Origin of the sequence: Mucilaginibacter sp., from assembly GCF_965277465.1 — a bacterium.
Classification (GTDB): Bacteria; Bacteroidota; Bacteroidia; order Sphingobacteriales; family Sphingobacteriaceae; genus Mucilaginibacter.
In genome coordinates this window covers 2,258,892-2,276,473 of sequence record NZ_CBDICW010000001.1, presented here as the reverse complement: position 1 = coordinate 2,276,473, position 17,582 = coordinate 2,258,892, and the positions used below count along the sequence as shown (strand labels likewise).

Here is a 17,582-nt window from a genome sequence, read left to right as displayed (position 1 = left end):
GCTTTATTAACAAGGGCAAAATATACCAACATATGCAAAGCAACCGATTTACCAATATTCACAATTAATATATTTGTACAACAATGCTCACCTCCTTTATCCAATTATACAAACAAGCTTACAGTGGTCTTTCGCGCAATAGCTGGTATCTGTGTGCGGTAATGCTGGTAAACCGCAGCGGTACTATGGTAGTACCTTTTATGAGTATTTATTGCGTGCAGCAATTACATTTTACTATTGTACAGGCAGGTATAATTATGGCGCTTTTCGGCATAGGCTCCTTGAGCGGTGCGTTTACAGGCGGTAAGCTGACCGATAAAATTGGATTTTATGATTTGCAGGTAGCAGCTTTGCTAAGCGGTGGTATCCTGTTCCTGATATTAGGCTATCAGCATACTTTTTTAAGTATGGGTATCGGTATTTTTGTGCTTAGCTTCTGCAATGAATCATTCCGGCCGGCAAACTCAACCGCAATAGCGCACTATAGCACCGCCGAAAATAAAACAAGGTCATATTCGCTTAACCGTTTGGCGGTAAATTTAGGCTGGGCATTTGGTGCGGGCTTGGGTGGTTTGCTCGCATCGGTAAGTTATCACTTATTGTTTTGGGTTGATGGCTGCACCAACATAATAGCAGCCTTGCTTTTACTAAAGTTAATGCCAAGAGCAAGCGTTGTAAATACCATTAAAAAGCTTGATAAAACCATTAAAAAAGTATCTGCCTATAAAGACAAGGTTTACCTGCTGTTCATCCTGCTATCTACCTTGTTTGGGATGTGCTTTTTCCAGTTCTTTATAATGGAGCCGGTATTTTACAAACTGCAATGGCACATGAGCGAGAGCCTGATTGGTTTGCTGATGGCCCTGAACGGCGTATTGATAGCTCTTGTAGAAATGGTATTGATCCACAACCTTGAAGGCAGGCGAAACGGGTTGGTATACATTACCGCAGGTGTTTTATTAGGTGGTTTCGGCTTTATACTGCTCAACATTTTACCACCTGGCGTAATAGCTGCAGTTATTATAGTACTGCTGGTAACCTTTAGCGAAATGCTGAGCATGCCCTTTATGAATACCTTTTGGATAACCCGCACCAACGAATATAACCGGGGCGATTATGCAGCGCTTTATTCTATGTCGTGGTCAATGGCGCAGGTGTTTGGGCCGTTTATTGGCAGCCAGGTAATATTTTTTGGCGGCTTTAAATTATTATGGTGGGGACTTGGAGGTTTAAGCGTAATTGTATCGGCATCTTTTTATTTATTATATAAATTTACACACCGAACCGTAACTCATCCGGCCTTATAAATACTGATTATGAAACGTGCCCTTATACTCGATCTGGATAATACCATCTATCCCGTAAGCTCCATTGCTGATAATTTATTCGACCAGCTATTTAACCTGCTGGATCAAAGTGCTGAAATAACTGAATTAAACATCACTGCTGTAAAGGATGAGCTTACCCGCCGCCCCTATCATTTGGTGGCTGATAAATTCAATTTCAGTAAGGAGCTTAAGGATCAGGGCATCAGTTTTTTGAAAAATATCACCTATGATTTACCCATGCAGCCTTTTGAAGATTACCAGCATATCCAATTAGCACAGACCGATAAATTTTTGGTAACTACCGGCTTTTCAAAATTACAATGGAGCAAAGTGAAGATGCTGAACATAGAAGCTGATTTTAAGGAGATCCATATTGTTGATCCCGAAATATCGGCACAAACAAAAAAAGATGTATTCGCAGCGATTATGGAGCGGTATAATTATTCAGTTGAAGAAGTACTGGTAATTGGCGATGACCCTGAATCTGAAATAAAAGCCGCCGCTGAATTAGGGATTGAAACCTTTTTATTTGATCCGCATAATAAACATGCTGATGCCGTATTCAGCTTCAGGTCAGGTGCTTTAAGGGATGCGTTGGATTATATTTAGGCTTTCTTTATAACCACTCATTTAAATGACTCGTCATTGCGAGCGATAGCGAAGCAACCCCCGATTTACAGAGGCGCTAAGCATGGTCGATCTGTAATATTGATGATTGCTTCTTCGTACCTCATCGCAATGAAGTACCGGAACACAACACCGCAACCGCTACGTTAAATTCTTATCCCTGAACCAGACTTCATCAGGTTCTATTTTGCAGTTATCCATCAGGTTAACCAACTCAACCGGGTCGCCGGAGGTTAAAACCAACTGACGATTAACTGGCTTCAAAAACTTTTGCTCAACCATTACATCCATCTGCTGTAACAAAAGATCGTAAAAGCCACCTACATTCAGCACCCCTATCGGGTGATTATGCAGGCCTAACTGCAGCCAGGTTAAAACTTCAAAAAATTCTTCTAATGTACCAAAACCACCGGGCAGGGTAATAATACCATCGCAAAGATCATTCATTAGCTGCTTGCGCTGGTGCATATTGTCAACAATATGCAGTTCGGTTAAGCCTGTATGCCCAACCTCCTTATCCATCAAAAACCGGGGGATCACCCCTATCGCTTTACCACCGCGGGTCAACACGGCATCGGCCAAAATACCCATTACGCCAACCTTGCCGCCGCCATAAACAAGAGAAATGTCACGGCTCACTATAATTTGGGCCAATTGTTCAACAGCTTGTTTTAAAAGTGGGTCGCCGTTAAAGTTGGCTCCGCAGAATACACAGATAGCTTTCATATTGGATTAATTGATCTGTGCCGAATGTCGTAAAAGTATATGAGGTGAAGAAGTATATAGTATTAATTTATTAAAATAGCTAATCCTGATAGCTGTCCGGCTCTTAACCTGCATTAACAGTTAACCAATCAAGAGCCATAATCCTTGTTTTATGCTGTATCAGCCTGCAAAATATATTTGGACTAATACCCTTTTACGGATGGAGCCCTTGCCAACCTAAATACCATTAATTTTTACACCCGCTAAACATATCTGCCTAAAAACTGTAATTGATAAATAGCTACCTTTGTTTTTGAAGATGAAAAAAGCGTCGATACTTACTATTGCAGCATTTTACCTGTTACTTACAACAGGCATGTTTGTTTGCATAGTACATTGCGCTGCCGAAAGCCTGGTTAGCAAACCCGCCATGTCTATGCAAATGATGCATACTGCCGGTATGGGGCATCAGCATAAAAAGCATTGCACCAATGGTGGCGATTGCGGCTGCTGCAAAAATCACGGTACTTATACCATTAAAGAAAACCTGAAGCCAGGCACTGATTTTCAATTCACACAAACAACTGCGCTGATCCCCCGGTTTGAGGCGGTTAATTTTCTGATAAAAACAAAGCTGTACACCAACAATAGTTGGGAAGACAGTAACGCACCACCCGGAAAATCGGGCCGCGCCCTCCTAATTCAACATTGTTCTTTCCTGATCTGAGATTTAAGCTATCCGCGTTTCTATGCGGCAGGGTTTCTGTACCCTTTAATTTTTATAGCTTAATAATCAACCACTACTGTTATAAAAGATGCTTATCCATCTGCAATTTATTAATATGAAATATATGATCATTATCCCGGCCCTGGTATTGGGTTGGGTGTATAGTGCTTCGGCACAGCAAAAAATGGATATGAGAGATACGTCCAAACATCACCACATGGTGATTAAAGATACCGCTAAAAAAATGCCTGCGCCAAAAAAAGCCGCTATGAAAGGCATGAAAATGGACAAAGACAATATGGACGGTATGGACATGAGCGGCATGGATATGGGCATGATGAGCAGCGCACAATCCAAAAACCTGCCAATGGGCCGGGATGGCTCTGGTACCAGCTGGTTGCCGGATGCATCGCCCATGTATGGTATAATGCTGAACAGCGGCCCCTGGAGTTTTATGCTGCACGGCAATGTATCTTTCCGCTACACCAACCAGGATTTTTCGGACAAAGGATCGCGAGGTGGTTATAAGGTAGATGCCCCTAACTGGTTTATGGGTATGGCCCAGCGTAATGTCGGCAAAAACGGGCTGATCCATTTTAACGTGATGATGTCATTAGACCGGTTAACCGAAGGCGGTAATGGCTACCCGCTGCTGTTTCAATCGGGCGAAAGCTGGAAAAGTATCCCGCTGGTTGACCGGCAGCATCCGCATGACCTATTTTCAGAACTATCGGCCAGTTATGCTTATTCATTCACCAAAAAAACCGACTTAAGTATTTACCTGGGCTACCCCGGCGAACCTGCCTTAGGGCCGGTTGCGTTTATGCACCGCCCTTCGGCCATGTCTGATCCTGATGCACCGATAAGCCACCATTGGTCGGATGCAACGCATATTACTTTTGGCGTGGCTACCATCGGCTTCAGGGTTGATCAGTTTAAGATAGAGGCTTCGTCCTTTACAGGGCGCGAACCTGACGAGAACCGTTATAACTTTGATAAACCCCGCTTTGACTCATGGAGCACACGGCTTGATTATAACCCAGGCGCTAACTGGGCTTTCCAGGTATCGCATGGCTATATTAAAAGCCCGGAAGCGCTTCGGCCCGATGAAAATATTTACCGCACTACCGCTTCTGCAACCTACAGCCTGCCATTTGGTGATGAAAAAGTTTTTGATGCTACGACCGTTTGGGGACTTAACAAAACACCGGGACAAAGTGGCGATAATTCGGCCTTGCTTGAGGCCAATTTGCGCCTAAAAAAGTTATCCTTGTATACCCGTTATGAATATGTGCAAAAAACCACCGAAGAACTGAACCTTAATTCAATTATTTATGGTGACGATACTATATTTGGGGTAAATGCAATAACACTTGGTATCAACTATGATCTGTTTAAACTTGGCCCCTTAAACCTGGCCGCTGGCGGACAGCTTACTTATTATGCTGCCGACAGCCAATTAAACGGCTTGTATGGTAAAAACCCTATGGGTGGCGAAGTTTTTTTAAGGCTTTACCCAAGGTTGATGAATAAAATGAAAATGTAATTAAATTGATAAAAAACAATAAGAATATGAAAACCATTAAATCACTATTGCTGATATTAACAATGGCATTTTGCATGCCGTTTGCCAAAGCGCAGTCCACAACAAATAATATTGATAAAATAACCACTGCTTATTTAGGTATTAAAAATGCACTGGTGGCCGGCGAAAGCACTACAGCTAAAGTTAAGGCCGAAGAGTTGTATTCGCTTTTAGCGGCGCAGCCGGATAAAGGATTATCCGGTTCACAAAAAAAGTTTGTATCGGCCAATTTAGAGATGCTGTTGTTTGATAGCAGGCATATCAGCGAAACCGATAAGATAGATCATCAAAGGGAGCATTTTGCCAGCCTGTCAAAAAACATGTATGCATTTTTAAAGGGCGTAAAATTAAATACTATCTCGCTTTATGAGCAATATTGCCCAATGAAAAAGTCTACCTGGCTTAGTGAAACTGCCAAGATCAAAAACCCTTATTATGGCGATAAAATGATTGAATGCGGCCAAACAAAAGAAAAATTAGCCGCAGCTAAATAATTAAAAGCCATCATGCTGAATTTGTTTCGGCATGATGGCTTTTTATTATATTTCTTTGATGATCTCTCCAAGTGCAGCATTAAATGCTGCCGGCTTTTCAATCATCGGGAAATGGCCCGTAGCATGCACATATTTTACCAAAAAAGGAATATGATTTTTAGCAAGCCCCGTAGTATCTGTTTTATGAATATCGCTGTTAATAAGATACAGCTTTTGCTTTGCAGCAATCAGCGTTTTTACTTCGTCAAAATTGCTCATCATTAAAGCTGCGGTGGCTATTGAAGAGTCTGCCTTTGCCACATCAGCAAGCACCCTTTTTTTGATAGAATCGGGTGTAGTTTTATAAAACAGATCATAAGTAACATACTGAACGGATACCTTTTTAAAATGATGTTTCAGCTCGTTAATAGCTTGTAAATAATCTGCCGTATCCTTTTTACTTGGCATCGGGCCACCAACCCCTTTAAAATTATCAACCCCAACCAATCCTATTACCTGTTTAGTTGCATTGGCAGCGGCCTGTAAAACAATATCGCCAGCCATTGAATGACCGATGAGGATAACTTTTTTAAGATGCAACTGTGTGATAACGCAATTCACATCCCTGCTATAGGCCTCCATGTTCCACTCATTCCGGTTTTTACCCGATTGACCGAATCCCGGCAGATCAATGGTTACCACCCTGTACTTTTTACTGAAATAATTTACCTGGTTTGCCCAGTACGATCTGTTGATGCACCAGCCGTGTACAAACAGTAGCGTAGTATCGCCTTTGCTGGTATCTGTATAAGCAATATTTACATCCTTATCCATAATCCTTACCAGTTTGGTTTTGTTAGGGGCAACGCAGGAAAATTGAATACTGCTGATGATACAAAATGCAGTGATAATGAATAACTTCATGGCGGTTGGTTTAGTTTATGTAAATCTCCCATTTTAAAAGCATGAAGCAAGGTATTTAACATACTTTAACGTCAACATTATTAGCAGTTTTGTGTTATTAAAAAGCAATCACAATTTTATGAGGATCAAACTTTTCAGCCTGTTTATTTTAATACTTTTTATGACAAAAGCCAGCTCACAAACACTGCAAACCGTTAAGCATGTCGATTTAAAAAAATACGCAGGAAAGTGGTATGAAATTGCTTCCTACCCGCAGTGGTTTCAAAGAAACTGTAATTGTACAACCGCTAACTATACTTTAACCGATAAGGGCTATGTAATAGTTGAAAACCAATGTAATAAAGATAGTGTGAACGGCAAGCTCTCCAGCATAAAAGGTAAAGCCTTTGTCGAAGAAAACACCGGTAATGCCAAACTTAAAGTACAGTTTTTTTGGCCCTTTAAAGGCAAATACTGGATAATTGACCTGGCTAATGATTATAGCTACGCCGTAGTAAGCAACCCCAATAAAAAATACCTGTGGATACTTTGCCGCACCCCCAAAATGAACGATCATACGTATAACCAAATCCTTTCCCGCTTAAAAGAAAAAGGATTTGATTTATCAAAGCTGAAAGTTACCAAACAAATTTAGGCTATTAGCTTGGCCACCATTTAAGCGGAAACTCAATGCTATCAACCGAGCTTACTATTAGGTCGGGTTTAAAGGCATAATGGCTCAGGTCTTCTTTTTGGGCTATACCGGATAAAACCAATATGGTTTTGTAACCCATTTGCACACCACCCTGTATATCTGTTTCCATCGTATCGCCTACCACGGTTGTTTCGGCAGTTTCCAACCCTAAAAACTTCCGTGCCGACCGCATCATAACCGGGCTTGGTTTACCGGTAACAAAAGCTTTGCGCCCGGTAGCCTCCTCAATCATAGCTGTAGTAGCAGCAATCCCCAGGTTATTCCACCCCGGTTTTTTGGGGGATGGGTCACGGTTGGTGGTAATAAATTTAGCACCCGCCAATATCATATCTACGGCGCGCTGCACCATCTCTAAGGTAAAGTTGCGACCTTCTCCAAGCACTACAAATTCTGGGTCGCTATCTACTAATGTAATGCCGTTTTCATGCAGGCTTGTTAACAAACCGCCTTCGCCCAAAACATAAGCCGTACCGCCCGGGCCCTGGTCACCCAAAAACTTTCCGGTAGCCATAGCACTGGTGTATACATGTTCTTCCTTTACTTCAATACCTAACCTTTTTAGCTTGCGCACGGCCTCAAGGCTGGTACGCTGGCTGTTATTGGTCATAAAAGCAAATGGGGTTTTTGTTTCTAATAATTTCGCAATAAATCTATCTGCACCCTCTATCAGCGTTTCACCACTGTAGATCACTCCGTCCATATCTATCAAAAGTCCGTGTTTCATAGTTTTTTTATAAATGCTGGGCAAGCAAAAATATCCTGCCCCTATTTTCAAAGATAAGCGCCTGATATTTAAAACAAGACCATCCTGATAAAATTGATGTTTTATTAACAGGAAGCCGCCGTTAAATTTTGAGCATCATAGCAGGGAAGATATTTACTCAGCAGCTGAATCTACAGCAGGGCGATTGGCAGATGGCAATGCATTGATTTTTAACACCGCCTTTTTTACCCTTGCTGATGTTGCGGTCAATGTAATTTCGCCAGGTTGGCCGGTCGACTGGATAATTACCTGTGCCAGGCCATTAAATAATTTACGTTTCCAGGCAGCTGGTGGGTAAACTAACTGCACCAATCCGGGATCTGTATTGATATTATCCCAGCTATGTTTTTTGGTAAACGGAACCGCTATGATTGCAATACTGTTGATGCCCGGATGCACTAATGATGTTTCCAGCTTAAATACATTTCCTTTTTCATCAGCCGGTAAATTATGCCCCAATTCCTTACCGTTTACATACACTGACTGCACCTTGCCGAGGCTTTTATAAAAGAAGGTTACAGCAGCACTATCCTTATCTGCAGGCAAAATAAAACTACCCCGGTAGACAATTGATTTTACTTTTTGCCCAAAAGCTTCATCTCGCTCGTCCTTAAATGCTTTATCCCAATTAGTATCATCGTAAGCCGCGGTAGTAAAATCAGCTCCCTTAGCTGGTTCAGCAACTATTTTCTCTTTCAGACTATTTACAGGGGCAATACTTATTCTTTCAAAAAACCTGTCCGGTTCTAATGATGTATTATTTCCATTGCCTACACCTATTATTTTACCCGGGCCGGTAATTGAAAATGTAATATCATTATCGGCAATTGGCACGCGCAGCTTATTTTTATCATTTACCTGTACAGTTATCATGGCAAGATCTTCCCTATCTGCATTGATTGAAGGTTTATTAGCAGATAAAGCTATTGCCGCCGGGGCATCTGTTGTTTTAACTACATCACCCGCTATTTTACGGCCATTCTTATAACCGATGGCTTCCAACATGCCCGGGATATATTTTACCTGCCATTCTAAATGACTATTGGCTTGCATTACTTTTTTACCGAGGCTCTTTTTGTTCAGGAACAGTTCAACCTCATCGCAGTTGCTGTGCACCCATACTTTTATGACCTGGCCTTCTTTGCCGGCCCAGTTCCAGTGCGGCAACAGGTGTACAACAGGTTGATTGCCCCACCACGATTTCAGGTACCAGGCATCATCCTTTAAAAAACCACAGGCATCCACCATCCCGAAATACGACTCAACAGATGGCCAGCCAAAAGGTGTAGGCTCTCCGCGGTAATCAAAACCCGTCCATATATACATCCCCGCCAGGTATGGGCGCGCAGCATAATGCTTCCAGCCCTCCTCAATACTTAATGAGTTATCGTTTTGCCGTTCATCATAAGCAGCACGCAGGTGTTTTGCAGTATCATTAATATAAGCACCACGGGTTGATACTGTTGAACCCTCTTCTGTACCCCAGCTTAGCTGTCCCGGATGCTTTTGGTGATGTTCATCAGTATTTTTATTTACCACATAGTTATACCCCATTACATCCATTACGTTTGACAGGCCTGCTCCAATACCACCGCTAAATGCAGCAGTTATATAGCGGGTACTATCAATACTTTTAGCAAAGGCCTGCATGGTAGTGGCAATACGCGCACCTGTAATGTTGTTTTCAATTGCCCACTCCTCGTTGCCTATCGACCAGCTGATTACGCTGGGATGGTTCCTGTCGCGGATGATAAGCTTTTTCAGATCATTTAATTGAGTAGACGAGGTGCCCATCAGCCTGTTCTCTACAATAACCAGCATCCCTAACCTGTCGCAGGCCTCCAGCAGTTCGGGCGTTGGCGGGTTATGCGAGCAACGGTAAGCATTGCTGCCGAAACTTTTCAGCGTGCTGATGCGGAAATCCTGCAGAGCATCGGGCATGGCAGTACCAACACCGGCAAAATCCTGGTGGTTGTTTGTCCCTTTTATTTCAACATGCTTCCCGTTAAGAAAAAAGCCCTCGTTAGCATCAAACCTGATGGTGCGGATACCGAACTTGGTTTCATAACGGTCAATTACTTTTCCATTCTCCTCAATAGTGGTGAGCAGCTTATGCAGATAGGGTGTTTCTATCGACCATAGTTTTGCATCAGTAACCGTTAAAATACTTTTTACATCCTGTGTATTAAAAGCACTAAGCGTAATATTTTCTTTTTGGGCTGATGCAATGATTTTACCATCGGCATTAATAATAGTTTGTAAAACAGTAAAACTGCGCGTTTGCCGTCCATCATTGTTTATAGTGGTATTTACACTTATCAACGCTTTATCATCATTAAGCTTTGTGGTAACAAAAGTGCCATTAGTAGCTATATGCAACGGATCAGTTTTATTAAGCCATGTATGGCGATAGATGCCTGCCCCTTCATAAAACCAGCCCTCTTCCATCGTTGCATCAACCCGAACAGCTATAACATTCTCCCCACCATAATTCAGGTATTCGGATATGTTATACTCAAAACTATTGTAGCCACTTTGTTCGGTGCCCAAATAATGGCCGTTTATCCAAACTATTGAATTGCGGAAAACACCATCAAAAGCAATGCTAATTTGCCTGCCTAAATCTGATGCCGGGATTTTAAATGTTTTGCGGTACCAGCCCACACTCACATCCGGAAAGTTGCGCCCAATAGCTTTAAACCCATGACTTAAGCTTGCCTGCGGACTAAAGCCAAGCTCAACGGTCCAATCGTGAGGTAAATCAAGCTTTCGCCATGCCCGGTCGTCAAAACCGGGGGCAGCTGCGCCATCACCATAACCTGCTTTGGCAAAATAGGAGAAATAGCCAGTTCCGTTGTTAAAGTCCTTTTTAGTATCATATGGATGACCAAAGGTAAAGCGCCAGTCGAAATCCATCAGCAAATGTTCCCTTACTGCTATTGGGCTTACACCCTGCGCCCATGAATATTTAGCAATAACAATACAAAACAATAAGAGCACTAACTTTTTCGGCATCATACTATAATATAATCATTTACCTATATAACTACACTTAGTGCTTTGCCTTTATAAGTGATGGTTTTATCAGCCTTTTCGCTGATGCCGACATTTGCACCATGCCCCTTTTTCACAATAACAATGTTAAAGGTATGTTGCTGCTGCATTCCCGGGAAATGCCCGGCTTTGTCAGTTATAGTAAGCTGGTGCAGCTTATCGTTCCATTTAAAGCTGAAGGTTGAGAAATAACCTTTTTCATAATTGTAATTATCGTTCTCATCCTCATAAAACTTGAACTCGCCGTTAGCGCCCGGATAAATGCGTAGCTCAATTGCCCCGGCAGGGCTTTGCGTAGCGTATTCAATATTTTGGCCCATTGGTACAATTGAACCTGCTTTAACATACAGCGGCATGGTTTCAATCGGTGCTTCGGCATCAATGGTTTGGCCGCCGTTAAGGCTTTCGCCCGTCCAGAAATTGAACCAATTACTTGTTTTGGGCAGGTATACCTTCCTGGTTTTTACCGCTGTTCCTGCATTTTTGCCGGTATACATTTGTTCGGTTACTGGGTTAACCAAAAACGAAGGACCAAACATATACTGATCGGCAATGTCATAAACATTTTTATCGTTTCTGAAATCGAACGTCAGCGAACGCATCATGGTATAATTATCGTGTGTAACCTTGCCCACCAACGAGTAGGTATAGGGCAAAAGCCTGTAACGCAGCTTATCGTAGCTTAACAAAATGGCTTTGGTTTTATCATCCCAGTTTTTTGAGAACAACGCCCTTTCGCCTTTACCGTGAATCCGGAAGATTGGACAAAACGTACCGAACTGAAACCAGCGGGTAAACAGCTCGCGGTATTGCGGCTCAGACCAGTTCGGGATCCCGTCAGGCGAGGTTCTTGAAAGGTAGCCGCCAATATCTGATGTCCAGTAAGGAATGCCGGATATGCAGGCATTGATACCCTGAGGCACCTGTGACTTTAAAGCACGGAAAGTTGTAGTAATATCAGACGACCATAAGGTAGCCGAATTGCGCTGCTGCCCGGCAAATGCCTGCCTTACTAAAAAGAAAGCACGCTTGCCATCAATATCCTTACGCCAGCCCTTATAAAGGCCCTTGGTATGTTCCAGGGAATAGGTATTAAAATAATCAATCCCCTTCCCTATCGAAAAATCGCTTTTACGGCGCTCATCAAGCAGGCTGCCGTTATCAGGTTCGCATTGGTCAACCCACCAGGCATCCCAGCCATAGCGTTTCACTACGCTATCGCGGGCCTGTTCCCAATACAGATCCCTTGCTTTGGGGTTATGTGCATCGTAATAAGTATCAAAAGTATGGGTAACAAAGTTATCCCAGGTAATGCTGGTTAAATAGCCTTTGTCTTTTAGCGCATTAAAGTTATTGGTTCCGCTGCCAAATACGGGCCATATCGAGATCATGGCATGCAGGTTGGCTTTGTGCAGCTCATCGGTTAATGCTTTTGGATCGGGATACCTGTCGTGGTTCATTACATGCGAGCCGATTGGCAACGGCGACCACCAATACCAATCCTGCACCACGGCATCAACCGGGATATGGTTATTGCGGTAACCGTCCTTAACGCTTAATATTTCGGCCTGGGTATTATATTTATCCTGCGACTGGAACAAACCGAATGCCCATTTAGGGAACATGGGTGCCTTGCCGGTAGCTGTACGGTATAAATCAATAATATGATCAAAGCCGGGGCCGTAAAAAAAGTAGTAATCAACCATTTTACCGCTTTCTGATACATATTTATATTGGCTGTTATTAGCCTCGGCGCCATAAAAATTTGATGCCGAATAGTTATCCCATAACAAACCATAACCTTTGGTTGATAACATAACCGGGATAGCCCCCGTCATGTATTTGATCACCATATCCTGGTTGCGGCCTTTGTAATTGATGGATAAGGTATCTTCCGGGTGGCAGCCTAAACCAAACAGGGCCTCATCAACCGGAGATTTGAAAGTTGTATTACAGTTATAGGTGGCAATTCCGGCAATGGTTACAGCATTCATGGTTTTGTTTTCTGATGCTTCGGAAGTTATTACCCTGCCGCTTTTATCGGTATAAGTAATAGCATTGGTAGTTTTATTGATGCTGATATTGAGCTTCGCTGTCGAAACAATGATCATCCCGCCATGTTCGGTTACCGTAAAAGGTGATTTTACAGCCCAGGTATTATTTACCACTAAGGAGTTTTTAGCAGGGAAGGCATCAAATATGGTATATTTTACTTCAATAATATCGGCCTTACAAATCCTGATATTCATTAAACCCTTATCTAACTTAAAGGTAACTCCATCTGCATTTTTAGTATACGATAATACCGATGCTATGCTAAATTGTAAAGAACTAAGGCTGATTAGTAAAACAACAGCCCATTTTAAAATAAGGAACTTTTGGAAGTGTATTTTCATTACCTGTATATTATTCGTAGTTATAAACTTTGCATTTTTTTATCCAAATACCGATTGACCCTAAAACGGATAATGATTTATGAACCATCCGGTAATTGTTAACTTATTTTCCCGTCCAAAAAAATCAGGCTAAATAATAAAGCAGATTATATGGAGCGGATGTATTTATAATGGTTTTGTGCAATTATGATTATAGCACAAGGCTAAAACTACCCTGCTTTTTTAAAAACGGATAACAGAAATAATAATAAATATAATACAAATGTTTATTATAAGGTTAAGGCTGGTAGTAAACAAGCCCATAATTGATGTATTGGATTATTTACTACAGCAACAGTCAATATTGCTTAATTTTTAAGCAAGTTGCTGTTTTGTTTTTATATAAATTTATACGCCGGTAATGTTGTACCTGATTCCTTTTTGGGTAATAAAATTAGTTAAATAGCCATTGGCAGTTTTGGTAGATTTGGTTACCTGCCCGGTAATTTTAATTGGCTCATTTGTACGGATACTGCACTTACCACCAACCAGGGCCAGGATGTAAGCCTTGTTTAACTTTTTGTTTTTCCAGGTGATGCATACTTCAAAATTGCCGCGTGCTTTCAGGCCCGAGATCTGTCCGCTTGCCCAGGCGTCCGGCAGTGCAGGTAACAGGTATATTTCATTATTCTGGCTTTGTAAAAGCATTTCGGCCATGCCCGATAATCCGCCGAAGTTACCATCAATTTGAAATGGCGGGTGCGCGTCAAACAGGTTGATGTATGAGCCGCCGCCGCTGCGGTAATTGGTACCTACCTGGCCTGTTACCCTTAACAGATCTTTCAGCATTTTATAGCTGTGGTTACCATCAAGCAGGCGCGCCCAAAAGTTTATCTTCCATGCAAGGCTCCAGCCTGTACCTTCATCGCCCCTAAGTTCGAGCGTTTTTTTTGCAGCGGCGGCTAATGCAGGTGTACCTATTGGGGAGATCTGGCTACCCGGAAAAAGGCCGAATAACTGCGAAACATGGCGGTGATGCGGTTCTACATCTTCCCAATCCTTATACCACTCCTGCAGGTTTCCTTTTTTACCGATGTGGAAAGGATATAATTTAGCCCTTTTTGCAATAATGGTATCGCGAAAATCTTTATCTGCATTCAATTCATTAGCGGCATCTATCAGGTTAGTAAACAGATCGCGTATGATGGACATATCCATCGTAGTTGCTATTGAAACGCTGCCAACCTTTCCTTTATCATCAATAAATCTATTCTCGGGCGATACTGACGGGGCAGTTACCAGGTAGCCATCCTTATCCTGCACCAGCCAGTCTTCACAAAACTCGGCAGCGCCTTTCATCAGCGGGTAAGCCACCTCTTTCAAGTACTTTTTATCTTTTGTATACTGGTAATGCCACCATAAATGCTGCGAGAGCCAGGGCGATCCCATTGTCCAGTTGGCCCACATTGGGTCGCCCTGTCCTTTATCACCAACCGGGTTTGAAAGTGCCCAAATATCGCTGTTATGATGAACGGCCCATCCTCTTACATGGTAAAACTCCTTAGCGGTAACCCTGCCTGTAACGGCCGCATTTTTAATAAAATCAATTAAAGGCATGTGCATTTCTGAAAGATTAGCGACCTCTGCCGGCCAATAGTTCATTTGCACGTTAATATTAGTGGTATAGTTTGAACTCCACGGCGGACGCATCTCCTTGTTCCAGATGCCCTGTAAATTAGCAGGCACACCTTTGGTACGCGAGCTGGAAATAAGCAAATACCTGCTGTACTGAAAATAAAGTGTTTCCAGATCCGGATCTTTAGCACCGTTGGTATAGCCCAACAGGCGCTCATCCGTTGGCAGCATAGCATTTTGGTTAACGGCTGGTGTTGCCAATGTAAATGATACCCTGTTAAAGTATTTGTGATAATCGGCAAAATGGCGGGTCAATAAAGTGGCCCAGTTTTTTTGTGCTGCATTATTTAAATAATTTGTGGCTAATGCATTTTCGTCCTTCCCGTCAGCTACAGGGCATTTGTCAAAACCGTTAAAGCTGGTGGCTGCCGATAAAAATACAGTTACCTCGGTTGCATTTTTCACCGTGATCCCGGTGGTATCGGCGCTTACTTTGCCACCTTTATTTATCGCTTTTACCTGTAATTCAAAACGCATACCTTTGCAGCCTGCACTATCATACCATTGGATAGGGTTTGATGAATCAACATAATTAGGCTCGTTATGCGCCGGCGCTTTGCCTTTCATAACTATCCCCTGTGGCGATAATACGGTGATGTGGTTTCGTAACTGGCTCGCAGCACCTATTTTAAAGTTTAATGCCCCTGCCCTGCTCGCTGTAAAATGGATCACGATTACCTGATCGGGCGCTGAGCTGATTACCTGACTGGTGAAAGTTATCCCATCAATTGTAAAACGAGTGGTTGAAATAGCATCCCTGATATTCAGATCGCGAAAGTAGGCCGAGGTAACGGTATCTTTAAAATTGTGCGTAATGGTCAGATCGCCTAAGGGTAAATACGATTCAGAATAATAACCCTGCATCTTTTTGGTGTACTCATTGGCCTTTGCATAATCTTCATTTTTAAAAAGCGCTTCGCGGGCCAGCAATAAATTGGCATAGGCATCGGGGTTTACGTTGGTTCGTACCGGGCCGCCTGTCCACAAGGTAGCTTCATTTAGCTGGATTAGCTCCTGCTTTACACCGCCAAATACCATTGCACCCAAGCGACCATTGCCAACGGGTAAAGCATCCGTCCAGACTTTTGCCGGTTTTTTGTACCATAAACGTAAACCAGGCTGACAAAAAACGCTAAGCGGAAGTAAACAGATAAGCAGGATAAAAAGCTTTTTGATCATAAAAATGAAAGTAGGTTTTTTGTAGATTATATTAAAGAAGTATGTATATGTTATATATTATTATTTTACAGACAGTTTAAACAATGCCGCCCCGTGCTTATTAACCTGCTGGTGATAAGCCTGCTTAAAAGTACCTATATCCTGTTTTTTCCAAAGATCTCTTACGCTTACTTTTCCTTTCAGGCCTAATGCAGCAAAGGATACCGCAACATCACTTGCCTGCTCATTTAAATTAAACATGGCCACATAAATATCTTTGCGGCCCTGCACGTGCGAATACCAAACCACGTTACCATCTTTTTTATAAAGTTCGCGCGGGTCTTCACCTTGCTGGTTTACGGCTATCACTTCGCTGTTGTTAAACAGTTGCAGTTCAAATGGCCTGTTTTCGGGTAAATTCCCTCCAAGCATTAACGGCGAGCGGAATATACTCCAAAAAGTCATGTGCGTATATTCTTCATCTTCCGTAAACCTGCTGAAACGCTCCTGACCAACCGGGCCGCGTTTTGACAATTTGCCAATCTGTATCATATCGCAATCGGGCCAGTGGCCGTTGCCGCCTTTTCCCTGCCATTGTTCGGCATAGTTCATCATTCCTATTATCTCTTTCCAGTTATCCCAAAAATCATCGGCCATGCGCCACATATTGGCATTTTGAATTAAGTGGGCCTCTTCTTTTACAGGCGTAGCACCCGGCGAAAGGCTCAATACTATCGGCCTGCCACAATTATCAATTGCCTTTTTATAGCCTGCAACTTCACGCTCGCTGTATGGCCTTGAAAGGTCATCTACCTTGATAAAATCAACACCCCATCCAGCATACAGCTCCAAAATAGAATTTAAGTATTCCTGCGCACCGGGCTTGTTCATATCCAACCCGTACATGTGATTCATCCAGGGGCATTTTGAGTTGGTATCGGCAACCATATCGGCCGTTATTCCATTTGCTCCTTTTATGGGTGATTTTGCCCATACCGCCTGCCGAGGGATACCGCGCATTACATGGATCCCGAATTTAAGCCCCAGCGAATGCACATAAGCTGCCAGCGGACCAAAGCCTTTACCGCCAAATGCAGATGGAAATTTATTTGGCTGCGGACTTAGCCTCCCCCATTTATCCATAGTAAGCCATGGAATATAGGAGCCATCATCCAGCCTTTTTTGAAACGGGTTGCCAATATTGCTCCCCGGCGGGTTATCATACGACCATAAAAAATCAACCACCACATATTGCCAGTTATATTGCTTCAGATTTTGCGCCATGTAATCGGCATTGGCCTTCACCTCATCTTCATGCACTGCCGAGCCATAACAGTTATAGCTGTTCCAGCCCATTGGCGGGGTTGGGGCCACATTTTGTGCCGATGAAAAATTATAAGCAGATAGGAATGAGAAAATAATAAAAGCGTATAAGTACTTCATATTTATTGATGGATATTTTATTTAAAAGCCA

The 17,582-nt window shown here is 42.6% G+C and carries 13 protein-coding genes; 6 read left to right on the top strand and 7 right to left on the bottom strand.

Annotated features, from left to right (window positions below):
- Positions 1–83 precede the first annotated feature (83 nt).
- Positions 84–1,307 (top strand): MFS transporter, encoded by a 1,224-nt coding sequence (locus tag ACQY4U_RS10300; RefSeq protein WP_428329313.1) that lies wholly within the window; start codon positions 84–86, stop codon positions 1,305–1,307.
- Positions 1,308–1,316: 9 nt separating this feature from the next.
- Positions 1,317–1,937, top strand: a complete 621-nt coding sequence (locus ACQY4U_RS10295; protein WP_428329312.1) for an HAD family hydrolase — start codon at positions 1,317–1,319, stop codon at positions 1,935–1,937.
- 159 nt (positions 1,938–2,096) lie between these two features.
- Here the strand turns inward: ACQY4U_RS10295 and ACQY4U_RS10290 are convergent, their stop codons facing one another.
- Positions 2,097–2,681 (bottom strand): TIGR00730 family Rossman fold protein, encoded by a 585-nt coding sequence (locus ACQY4U_RS10290; RefSeq protein ID WP_428329311.1) that lies wholly within the window; start codon positions 2,679–2,681, stop codon positions 2,097–2,099.
- Between the two features lie 298 nt (positions 2,682–2,979).
- Here ACQY4U_RS10290 and ACQY4U_RS10285 point away from each other — a divergent pair, with 298 nt between their 5' ends.
- The 3 genes from ACQY4U_RS10285 (at position 2,980) to ACQY4U_RS10275 (ending at position 5,466) form a co-directional block, all read left to right on the top strand.
- Entirely contained in the window at positions 2,980–3,387 is a 408-nt protein-coding gene (locus ACQY4U_RS10285; RefSeq protein WP_428329310.1) for a hypothetical protein, read from the top strand.
- Between the two features lie 88 nt (positions 3,388–3,475).
- Positions 3,476–4,933, top strand: coding sequence for a hypothetical protein (locus tag ACQY4U_RS10280; protein ID WP_428329309.1), 1,458 nt, complete (start codon positions 3,476–3,478; stop codon positions 4,931–4,933).
- A gap of 26 nt (positions 4,934–4,959) precedes the next feature.
- Positions 4,960–5,466, top strand: coding sequence for a DUF3347 domain-containing protein (locus ACQY4U_RS10275; RefSeq protein WP_428329308.1), 507 nt, complete (start codon positions 4,960–4,962; stop codon positions 5,464–5,466).
- Between the two features lie 45 nt (positions 5,467–5,511).
- On the opposite strand, the gene ACQY4U_RS10270 is transcribed toward ACQY4U_RS10275, so the two are convergent.
- The gene (locus ACQY4U_RS10270) at positions 5,512–6,369 is read right to left on the bottom strand and encodes an alpha/beta fold hydrolase (RefSeq protein ID WP_428329307.1); all 858 of its coding nucleotides are present in this window, start codon (positions 6,367–6,369) and stop codon (positions 5,512–5,514) included.
- 160 nt (positions 6,370–6,529) lie between these two features.
- Between ACQY4U_RS10270 and ACQY4U_RS10265 the strand changes: the two genes are divergently transcribed.
- A complete protein-coding gene (locus ACQY4U_RS10265) occupies positions 6,530–7,003 on the top strand; it encodes a lipocalin family protein (protein ID WP_428329306.1) in 474 nt (157 codons plus the stop codon).
- Between the two features lie 4 nt (positions 7,004–7,007).
- On the opposite strand, the gene ACQY4U_RS10260 is transcribed toward ACQY4U_RS10265, so the two are convergent.
- The 5 genes from ACQY4U_RS10260 to ACQY4U_RS10240 form a co-directional block, all read right to left on the bottom strand.
- On the bottom strand, positions 7,008–7,787 hold the full coding sequence (locus tag ACQY4U_RS10260; RefSeq protein WP_428329305.1) for an HAD-IIA family hydrolase: 780 nt from the start codon (positions 7,785–7,787) through the stop codon (positions 7,008–7,010).
- A gap of 153 nt (positions 7,788–7,940) precedes the next feature.
- Positions 7,941–10,844, bottom strand: coding sequence for a beta-galactosidase GalA (galA, locus tag ACQY4U_RS10255; protein ID WP_428329304.1), 2,904 nt, complete (start codon positions 10,842–10,844; stop codon positions 7,941–7,943).
- 20 nt (positions 10,845–10,864) lie between these two features.
- A complete protein-coding gene (locus ACQY4U_RS10250; RefSeq protein ID WP_428329303.1) occupies positions 10,865–13,276 on the bottom strand; it encodes a TIM-barrel domain-containing protein in 2,412 nt (803 codons plus the stop codon).
- A 387-nt stretch (positions 13,277–13,663) separates the two neighbouring features.
- Positions 13,664–16,129, bottom strand: a complete 2,466-nt coding sequence (locus ACQY4U_RS10245) for a glycoside hydrolase family 95 protein (protein ID WP_428329302.1) — start codon at positions 16,127–16,129, stop codon at positions 13,664–13,666.
- Between the two features lie 60 nt (positions 16,130–16,189).
- A complete protein-coding gene (locus ACQY4U_RS10240; protein WP_428329301.1) occupies positions 16,190–17,551 on the bottom strand; it encodes a glycoside hydrolase family 27 protein in 1,362 nt (453 codons plus the stop codon).
- Positions 17,552–17,582 lie beyond the last annotated feature (31 nt).

Coding starts and splice junctions, on each gene's coding strand:
- ACQY4U_RS10295 (WP_428329312.1), top strand. CDS start 1,317: ATGAAACGTGCCCTTATACTCGATCTGGATAATACCATCTATCCCGTA.
- ACQY4U_RS10265 (WP_428329306.1), top strand. CDS start 6,530: ATGACAAAAGCCAGCTCACAAACACTGCAAACCGTTAAGCATGTCGAT.
- ACQY4U_RS10240 (WP_428329301.1), bottom strand. CDS start 17,551: ATGAAGTACTTATACGCTTTTATTATTTTCTCATTCCTATCTGCTTAT.
- ACQY4U_RS10250 (WP_428329303.1), bottom strand. CDS start 13,276: ATGAAAATACACTTCCAAAAGTTCCTTATTTTAAAATGGGCTGTTGTT.
- ACQY4U_RS10285 (WP_428329310.1), top strand. CDS start 2,980: ATGAAAAAAGCGTCGATACTTACTATTGCAGCATTTTACCTGTTACTT.
- ACQY4U_RS10260 (WP_428329305.1), bottom strand. CDS start 7,787: ATGAAACACGGACTTTTGATAGATATGGACGGAGTGATCTACAGTGGT.
- ACQY4U_RS10275 (WP_428329308.1), top strand. CDS start 4,960: ATGAAAACCATTAAATCACTATTGCTGATATTAACAATGGCATTTTGC.
- ACQY4U_RS10280 (WP_428329309.1), top strand. CDS start 3,476: ATGCTTATCCATCTGCAATTTATTAATATGAAATATATGATCATTATC.
- ACQY4U_RS10270 (WP_428329307.1), bottom strand. CDS start 6,369: ATGAAGTTATTCATTATCACTGCATTTTGTATCATCAGCAGTATTCAA.
- galA (WP_428329304.1), bottom strand. CDS start 10,844: ATGATGCCGAAAAAGTTAGTGCTCTTATTGTTTTGTATTGTTATTGCT.
- ACQY4U_RS10290 (WP_428329311.1), bottom strand. CDS start 2,681: ATGAAAGCTATCTGTGTATTCTGCGGAGCCAACTTTAACGGCGACCCA.
- ACQY4U_RS10245 (WP_428329302.1), bottom strand. CDS start 16,129: ATGATCAAAAAGCTTTTTATCCTGCTTATCTGTTTACTTCCGCTTAGC.
- ACQY4U_RS10300 (WP_428329313.1), top strand. CDS start 84: ATGCTCACCTCCTTTATCCAATTATACAAACAAGCTTACAGTGGTCTT.